Origin of the sequence: Methyloceanibacter sp. (assembly GCF_051306395.1) — a bacterium.
GTDB lineage: Bacteria > Pseudomonadota > Alphaproteobacteria > Rhizobiales > Methyloligellaceae > Methyloceanibacter.
In genome coordinates, this window is the sequence record NZ_JBPPND010000081.1 from 1 (window position 1) to 7,936 (window position 7,936).

The 7,936-nt window shown below is 64.7% G+C and carries 8 protein-coding genes; 1 reads left to right on the plus strand and 7 read right to left on the minus strand.

Features of this window, described 5'->3' with window-relative positions; all coding sequences use genetic code 11:
• From ACSLE4_RS04970 to ACSLE4_RS04980, 3 genes are all read right to left on the minus strand, one after another.
• Positions 1 to 170, minus strand: a 170-nt coding sequence (locus ACSLE4_RS04970; RefSeq protein WP_435903378.1) for a DnaJ domain-containing protein, incomplete at its 3' end; no start/stop codon positions are given.
• A 107-nt stretch (positions 171 to 277) separates the two neighbouring features.
• Positions 278 to 2,203: a molecular chaperone DnaK gene (gene dnaK, locus ACSLE4_RS04975; RefSeq protein ID WP_435903371.1), complete on the minus strand. Its 1,926-nt coding sequence runs from the start codon at positions 2,201 to 2,203 to the stop codon at positions 278 to 280.
• Between the two features lie 209 nt (positions 2,204 to 2,412).
• The gene (locus ACSLE4_RS04980) at positions 2,413 to 3,243 is read right to left on the minus strand and encodes a methyltransferase domain-containing protein (RefSeq protein WP_435903372.1); all 831 of its coding nucleotides are present in this window, start codon (positions 3,241 to 3,243) and stop codon (positions 2,413 to 2,415) included.
• A gap of 74 nt (positions 3,244 to 3,317) precedes the next feature.
• On the opposite strand from ACSLE4_RS04980, the gene ACSLE4_RS04985 reads away from it, so the two are divergent.
• The gene (locus ACSLE4_RS04985) at positions 3,318 to 3,920 is read left to right on the plus strand and encodes an alpha-ketoglutarate-dependent dioxygenase AlkB family protein (RefSeq protein WP_435903373.1); all 603 of its coding nucleotides are present in this window, start codon (positions 3,318 to 3,320) and stop codon (positions 3,918 to 3,920) included.
• 6 nt (positions 3,921 to 3,926) lie between these two features.
• On the opposite strand, the gene grpE is transcribed toward ACSLE4_RS04985, so the two are convergent.
• The 4 genes from grpE to ACSLE4_RS05005 all read right to left on the minus strand — a co-directional run.
• Complete coding sequence (gene grpE, locus ACSLE4_RS04990) at positions 3,927 to 4,580, minus strand: nucleotide exchange factor GrpE (protein WP_435903374.1); 654 nt, start codon at positions 4,578 to 4,580, stop codon at positions 3,927 to 3,929.
• 86 nt (positions 4,581 to 4,666) lie between these two features.
• On the minus strand, positions 4,667 to 5,761 hold the full coding sequence (gene hrcA / locus ACSLE4_RS04995) for a heat-inducible transcriptional repressor HrcA (RefSeq protein WP_435903375.1): 1,095 nt from the start codon (positions 5,759 to 5,761) through the stop codon (positions 4,667 to 4,669).
• Between the two features lie 51 nt (positions 5,762 to 5,812).
• Positions 5,813 to 6,751, minus strand: coding sequence for a GNAT family N-acetyltransferase (locus ACSLE4_RS05000; RefSeq protein WP_435903376.1), 939 nt, complete (start codon positions 6,749 to 6,751; stop codon positions 5,813 to 5,815).
• Positions 6,752 to 6,981: 230 nt separating this feature from the next.
• A partial coding sequence (locus ACSLE4_RS05005; RefSeq protein ID WP_435903377.1) for a response regulator occupies positions 6,982 to 7,936 on the minus strand: 955 nt, incomplete at its 5' end.

The following is a 7,936-nucleotide window of genomic DNA, read 5'->3' on the forward strand; positions in this document are numbered from 1 at the left end:
AGGGCCTCGTAGGCCTCGTTGACTTCCTTGAAGCGTTGCTCCGCGGTGGGGTCGCCGTTGCAGCGGTCGGGATGGCACTCCTTGGCGAGATTGCGGAACGCAGACTTGATATCAGCGTCGCCCGCGCCGCGATTCACGCCCAATACATCGTAGTAGCACCGTTTCGCCATCACCCCTCCGGACCGTCACGACCGCCGTCCTGCACGCGGCGGCGCACAAGTCTCTTGTTGGGTTTGCGCGGAGCCCTTCCAGAGGGCTCCACCACCAGCTTGTTGCGTTACGCAGACTTCTTACTGTCGTCGTCCTTGACCTCTTCGAAGTCGACATCGACGACGCCTTCGTCGGAGCCGTCGTCGCCGGCATCGGCGGTCGGACCGCCCTCGCCGCCGGCCGCGCCTTGCGCCGACTGATACATCGCTTCGCCGAGCTTCATGGAAGCTTGCGCGACCGCGTCCACCTTCTGCTTGATGGCTTCCACGTCCTCGCCTTCCGCGGCGGTCTTGAGCTCGGCCACGGCGGCCTCCACCGCCGCCTTGTCCTCCGCCGAAACCTTGTCGGCGAAGTCGGCGAGCATCTTGTCCGTGGAGTGCACCAGCGCCTCGGCCTGGTTACGGACTTCCACCAGCTCGCGGCGCTTCTTGTCTTCCTCGGCGTGGCTCTCGGCTTCCTTCACCATGCGGTCGATGTCGGTGTCGCTGAGACCGCCAGAGGCCTGGATTCGAATGGACTGTTCCTTGCCGGTCGCCTTGTCGGCAGCCGACACATTGACGATGCCGTTGGCGTCGATGTCGAAGGTCACCTCGATCTGCGGGACGCCGCGTGGCGCGGGCGGAATGCCGACGAGATCGAACTGGCCGAGCATCTTGTTGTCGGTCGCCATCTCGCGCTCGCCCTGGAAGACGCGGATGGTCACCGCGTTTTGATTGTCTTCCGCGGTCGAGAACACCTGGCTCTTCTTGGTGGGGATCGTGGTGTTGCGGTCGATCAGTCGTGTGAACACGCCGCCCAAAGTCTCGATGCCGAGCGACAGCGGCGTGACGTCGAGCAGCAGCACGTCCTTGACGTCGCCCTGCAGCACGCCGGCCTGAATGGCGGCGCCGATGGCGACCACCTCGTCCGGGTTCACGCCCTTATGGGGCTCCTTGCCGAAGAAGGTCTTCACCGTCTCCACGACCTTCGGCATGCGCGTCATGCCGCCGACCAGGATCACCTCGCTGATTTCGCCGGGCTTGAGACCGGCATCCTTCAGCGCGGCCTCGCAAGGCGCGATGGTCCGCTTGATCAAATCCTCGACCAAGCTTTCCAGCTTGGCGCGGGTGAGCTTCATGGTCAGGTGCTTCGGGCCGGACTGGTCGGCCGTGATGAAGGGCAGGTTGACCTCGGTCTGCTGCGTGGAAGACAGCTCGATCTTGGCTTTCTCCGCGGCCTCTTTCAGGCGCTGGAGCGCGAGCTTGTCGCCGCGCAGATCGATGCCTTGCTCTTTCTTGAACTCGTCGGCGAGGTAATCGACGATGCGCATGTCGAAGTCCTCACCGCCGAGGAAGGTGTCGCCGTTGGTCGACTTCACTTCGAACACGCCGTCGCCGATCTCGAGGATGGAAACGTCGAACGTGCCGCCGCCCAAGTCGTAGACGGCGATGGTCTGGCCTTCCTTCTTCTCAAGTCCGTAGGAGAGAGCGGCGGCCGTCGGCTCGTTAATGATGCGCAGAACTTCCAGTCCCGCGATCTTGCCCGCGTCCTTGGTGGCCTGGCGCTGAGCGTCGTTGAAATAAGCCGGCACCGTGATGACCGCCTGCTCGACCTTCTGGCCGAGATGCGACTCGGCCGTCTCTTTCATCTTCTGAAGGATGTAGGCGGAGATTTGAGAGGGCGAATATTTCTTGCCGTGGGACTCGACCCAGGCGTCGCCGTTATCGGCTTTCACCAGCTGGTAGGGCACAAGCTTCTGATCTTTGGCGACCGTGGGATCCTCCCAGCGGCGGCCGATCAGCCGCTTGATGGCGAAGAAGGTATTCTCGGGATTGGTAACGGCCTGGCGCTTGGCCGGCAGTCCGACCAGAACCTCGCCGTCATCGGTGAAAGCCACCATAGACGGGGTTGTGCGCATGCCCTCGGCATTCTCGATGACCTTGGGGTTTGATCCATCCATGACCGCGACACAGGAGTTGGTCGTGCCGAGGTCGATACCAATCACTTTCGCCATTGCGAGCCTCTCTCTTTCTGGCAAACCGTCCGGGCCCTGATACGGCACCCGATTTCGTCTGACGCGCCTCGCATCCAAGCGGCGCGATCCGGTCCCCAATTGTTATGCCATCCCCGCCGAACGGACTGCGACGGGGCTCCGCGGTTATATAGGTGGCAACCCTATGGCCCGCAAGGAGAAGGCGGGTTTCGGGGTGCGGCGATTGGGGGTCACGATACGCGTTTCCACGCTCCGATCAGGATAGGGGTCAGACAATAATAGCGCCCGTCCGCCGCAGCCTCCGCCATATCCGTCTTGAAGGCATCGGCGCGCGCTTGATCGGCAAGACCAAGTTCGACCGCCGAAGCAAAAAGTCCTTGGTAAACGCCGATTAGCATTGCCGCCATATCACTGAGCGGAATGTACTTAATCTCGGTTACCGTACCGTCCAGCGAGCCGATACCGGCGCCCTCGAATTGGGCGGGCAACTGGCGTCCCGCCCGCAAGTTCCGCCCGTGGCCGCGAAAGACCCCTTCGAACAAGCGGTTAAACTCCGCCATGGCTGGGCAGATGGGCTCGACGGCGATAGCGCCAAAGTCGAACTCTTGCGCCGCCGCCACCCCGCCCGGCTTGGTCCAGGCGTGCATTTTCTCGAGCGCGACCACCGGCTCTTGCATATGCATGAGGAACAGCCGGCAATAGGTGAGATCGAAGGGTGCGCCGGGCACCGTGTCGGTCGCGAGCAGGTCCGCCTCGACGAGCTGGAAATTCGCGCCGCCTTCGGCCTTGAGGCCGGCGAGCGCTTGGGCCCCTAGCTGACCGTCGATCTCAAGCCCTGTCACGGTGCCGTCCGGGCCTACGCGGTCGGCCATCAGCCGCATCACCTGTCCAGGGCCGGAGCCCACGTCGAGACAGGACATGCCGGGTTTGAGGCCGATCCGGTCGAGAAGCGCCTCGGTCGCGCCCCGCCACATGGCCCCCTGGTTGCGCAGGCGCTGATATTCCTCAGCGTCACGCGCGTGCACGTAGCCGTCCGGATTTGTGGCCTGGGGCTCGCCCATGAAGCTCCTTCCGCGTCTCGAAGAGCGTTATACGGGGTGACGGTAGGCGGAGACTGAGGCGGAGCAAAGGACCATTGCGGCATTTTCCGAACGCGTTGGACAGGTCGGCGCAAGCAGCCCTTCTTAGTGCGATCCGGCAGGTGATCGCGGAGGCGCCGCTCTACACCCCCACCATGCCGCGCTCGGGCAAGCCCATGTCCGTGCGCATGACCAATGCCGGACCGCTCGGTTGGGTCACCGACAAAGAGCGCGGTTACCGCTATCAGGCCATGCATCCTGAGACGGGGGAGCCGTGGCCGCCGATTCCGCCAATGCTCTTGGATCTGTGGACCGAATGCGCGGACTACCCGCACCCGCCGGAAGCCTGCCTCATCAACTACTATGCGGGCGCCGCCAAGATGGGGCTCCACCAAGACAGGGACGAGGAGGATTTCGACGCGCCCGTACTGTCGGTTTCGCTCGGCGATACCGGCATCTTCCGCGTCGGCGGCACGGCGCGAAAAAGTCCGACGCAAGGATACGAGCTCAAGTCCGGCGATGTGTTCGTGCTCGGCGGCGAGGACCGTCTCGCCTATCACGGCATCGACCGCGTGCTTCCCGGTACGAGCGATCTTTTGGAAGAAGGCGGCCGCTTCAACCTCACCCTGCGGCGGGTGACGAAGCCAACTTCAACTTAAAGAAGCTTAGTCGCCGCCGTCGGGGATGTCGTCGTCCGCGACGTCAGGCCCAAATCCGTTTTCGCCCGGCTCCGGTTTGGGCGCGGGCTTCGCACCCCCCTTGGACACGGCCACCAGGGCCGGGCGCAGCACGCGGTCGCCGATCGTGTAACCGGCCTGCATGACCTCCACCACGGTGCCGTCGGGCACGTCGGTGTCCGGCACCTCGTACATGGCCTGCTGCTGGTTCGGGTCGAAGCGCTGGCCGAGCGGCTCGAGCTTGGTAACGCCGTGCTTCTCCATCACCTTCAGCAGTTCCCGCTCCGTGAGCTCGACCCCCTCCAGGAAGTTCTTGAGCGCCGGGTCTTGGGCCGCGGCGTCCGCCGGCACATGCTCGACCGCGCGACGCAGATTGTCGCCAATGGTCAGCACGTCACGGGCGAAGTTGGAGATGGCGTAGCGCGCCGTGTCTTCTTTCTCGCGCTCGGTGCGGCGGCGCAGATTCTCCATGTCCGCCATGGTGCGCAGCAGCTTGTCGCGCATGTCGGCGTTCTCGGTGAGCAGGCCTTCGAGATCGCCCGCGAGCTCGGCGCTCACATCGGGGCTTTCGGCCGTCTCGGGCGAGGTTGATTTCGTCTGATCCTCGTCTGTCTCACGTGGATCGGAATTGTCGTCCGCCATCAGACGCCTCGACGATTGGGGTTCAAAGGGAAGCTCCGGATATCGACCGAGAGCGGAGAAAAATCAAGGGACAAGGCGTGCGAAGATCAGGGAACGAGCCGCCCGAGTAACCTTGCCGTGTAGTCAACCATGGGGATGATGCGCGCGTAGTTGAGCCTTGTCGGGCCGATCACGCCCAGCACGCCAACGATTTTCTGCTCCGAGTCCTCGAAAGGCGAGACGATCAGCGCGGAGCCTGAGAGCGAAAACAGCTTGTTTTCGGAACCGATGAAAATCCGCACTCCCTCGGCGCGCTCGGCCAGCCCCAAGAGTTGGATCAGATCCTTCTTGGCGTCGAGGTCCTCGAACAGGAGCCGGACCCGCTCCAGGTCCTCCATGGCGCGCACGTCTTCCAGAAGATGTGCGCGGCCGCACACAATGAGGCTCTGCCGGTCGTCGGCCTCGCCCGACCAGATGGCGAGCCCGTCGGTGACGACCCGCGCCGTGAGCTCGTCGAGCTGGGCGCGCCGGGCGTCGATCTCCGCTTCGATCCGGACGCGGGCCTCGGCCAGCGTCCGCCCGCCGATATGGGCGTTGATGTAGTTGGTCGCCTCGTTGAGCGAGGAGAGCGGTAGGCCTTCAGGCAGCGGGACGATGCGGTTTTCAACGTCGCCGTCCTCGCCCACCAGCACGGCGAGCGCCTGGCCCTGGCCGAGATTGACGAACTCGACATGGCGCAGCGTCTTGCTTTGCTTTTCGGCGAGCACGACGCCCGCGCAGCGGGACAGCCCCGACAGCATCTCGCCGGCTTCGGACAAAAAGTCCTCCACGCCGCGGCGTCGTCCGCCGGCAGCCATGCGCGACTTGATCTGATTGCGTTCGGCCTCCGTGATATCGCCGATCTCCAGAAGACCGTCGACGAACAAGCGCAAGCCCGATTGGGTCGGCAGCCTTCCGGCGCTCGTATGCGGCGCGTAGATCAGGCCGAGCGCTTCGAGATCGGACATGACGTTGCGCACCGAGGCCGGTGACAGCGTCATCGGCAGCGCACGGCTCAAGTTGCGCGAGCCGACCGGTTCACCGGTTTCCAAATACGTCTCGACAATGCGCTTGAAGATTTCGCGCGAACGCTCGTTGAGGTGGCGCAGGTTTCCAGCGGCCTCGGCCGCCGCTTTCGCGCCTCTGACGTCGTTGTGACCCATGACGGGAAAATGTAGGAGGCGCCTTGAGCCCCGTCAAACGCGCTCGGTTTTCTAGTTAAGCGGGCCGAGCCCCGGCGTGGCGGGCTCGGACAACTCACCCGGTGCGCCGAAATGAGCAAAATAGCGGGTCTTGATCAATTCGACCGGCATAATGACGAGGACATCGGTGGTGCCGAATTGATGGTCGATGACAGCGCCGTCGCCGACAAAGGCGCCGACCCGCAAATAACCTTTGATCAGCGGGGGCAGCGCCTTAAGGGCTGCGCGCGTGTCGACGGCCTCGCGCGGCATCATGTTCATGTCAACGTGCAAATGATCATGCGCCCGGACCCGCCAATCCTCCGGTGCGAGCGAGTTATGGTGAAGGAAGCTCAGAGCCAGCGCATGGGCCGAAGGGTCCGTTCCGGGAAAGCTCGCGCAGCCGATCATGACGTCGGCGCCGTGCTGGCGGACATAAGACCACACGCCCTGCCACAGAAGCTCCAGCGTGCGCCGGTTTCGGTACGGCTTGAGCACGCAGGAGCGGCCCAGTTCGATGAAGCTGTGATCGGGCTTCGACTGGATCAGCGGCGCGATGTCGTATTCGCCCTGCGTATAGAACCCGTCGTTGTGATCGGCGACGTCCTGGCGCAGCACGCGATAGGTGCCCACCACCTGCGACCGGCGCCAGCCCTTCTTCGCCGGATCGCCGCGGTCGACGACGAGCAGATGGTCGAAGATCGCATCATAGGCGTCCTCGTCGCGCCGCGACAGCAGGGCCAGCGCGCCGGGCGTGGCCGCCATCTCCTCGTAGAAAACCTTGTAGCGGAGGCGCTGAGCGCGGCGCAGTTCGCTTTTCTTGCGGGCGAGCTGCACTTCGAGCTGACCGATGCGGCCATAGACCTGCGGCGGCTGAAACCGCCCGCGAAGGCTGACGGACGGCGTGCGCCGGCGGCCCCCAAAGGGAAGGCCGCTATTTTGATTTGGCCGGAAATTCAGTCCTGGAAACATTGCCTCACCGCGAATTTTGCCCGATAGGCGTCCTTGCGTTGGCCTCGTCGCCATGGCCTAGCCCAACAGAAGTGTTTGGGGAACGCGCCACAGGACTCCGCCAGCCACCAACTGAAACGCATGAGCCGAGCAGTGGTTTGATTCGGCCACAACATAAGCCGGTTAGCAAACCAATTCGAAGTCTATGTGACAACCTGGGGAAAGCCTTACGGCGCTTCGGGTCCTTGGCCTCAGGCCGCGCCGGCACCGGTCTCCTGGCGCCCGCGCCCGTCCTCGCCGAGCCAGCGCGTGAGCAGTCCCGCCAGATCCCGCTTCCCGAAGGGCTTGGCGAGATAATCGTCGAGGCCTGCCGCGAGATAGCGGGCCCGATCCTCTTCGAAGGCGTTGGCGGTCAGCGCCACGATGGGCGGGCGGCCCGCGCCAGGGCGGGCGTCGTCGGCGTAAAGCGCCCGGATGCCGCGCGCCGCCTCCACGCCGTCCATGTCCGGCATGTGGATATCCATCAGCACGAGGTCAAAGCTGTGCCCTTGCGCGAGCGCGGCTCGCGCCCTGCCGATCGCTTCGGCGCCGTCCCTGGCATGGGTGACCTGCGCGCCGGACTTCTCCAGCACGGTGCGCGCGAGCAGCGCGTTGATGTCGTTGTCCTCGGCCAGCAGCACCGAGATACCTTCGCTGGTGTCGGCCTTCTCGAGCGGCGCACGGCGAGGCTCGCTTGCGGCTGTGCTGCCGGACGGGCGTGCGCCGTCCGTATTGAAGAGCTGGGTCAGTGCAGACATTGGCCGCACCGGGCGCACCAGATAGCCGTTGAAACCCTCCTCCCGGAAACGTGGAATGTCGCTGCGCTGGCCCGGGTCGATGGTCACCACGGCCCGCGGCGCGCGCCCATCGGGACAAGCGCGCAGTAGCGGGGTGACGCGGCTCGCGGCCGCCGCGTTGGCCTTATCGGTTAGGAGCGCGGTGAATGGCATGCCCTCCTCGGCTGCATGCCGTGCCACGCGCAGAGCTTCCTCCGCCTTCACCCGTGCCACGCTGGCGCCCATGGCGACCAGGAGGTCGCCGGCGAGCGCCGCCTCGATCGCACCGTCCAGCACGATCAGCACCCGCTCGCCCGCGTGCGGTTTGGGCCAGTCCGCGCCAAGCTGCGGGACCTGCGCGGGCGTGGCGAATGGCAGATCGACGGTGAAG

Excerpts from the sequence above, each read along its gene's own strand:
- dnaK (WP_435903371.1), bottom strand. The coding sequence starts at position 2,203 with ATGGCGAAAGTGATTGGTATCGACCTCGGCACGACCAACTCCTGTGTC.
- ACSLE4_RS04980 (WP_435903372.1), bottom strand. The coding sequence starts at position 3,243 with ATGGGCGAGCCCCAGGCCACAAATCCGGACGGCTACGTGCACGCGCGT.
- grpE (WP_435903374.1), bottom strand. The coding sequence starts at position 4,580 with ATGGCGGACGACAATTCCGATCCACGTGAGACAGACGAGGATCAGACG.
- hrcA (WP_435903375.1), bottom strand. The coding sequence starts at position 5,761 with ATGGGTCACAACGACGTCAGAGGCGCGAAAGCGGCGGCCGAGGCCGCT.
- ACSLE4_RS05000 (WP_435903376.1), bottom strand. The coding sequence starts at position 6,751 with ATGTTTCCAGGACTGAATTTCCGGCCAAATCAAAATAGCGGCCTTCCC.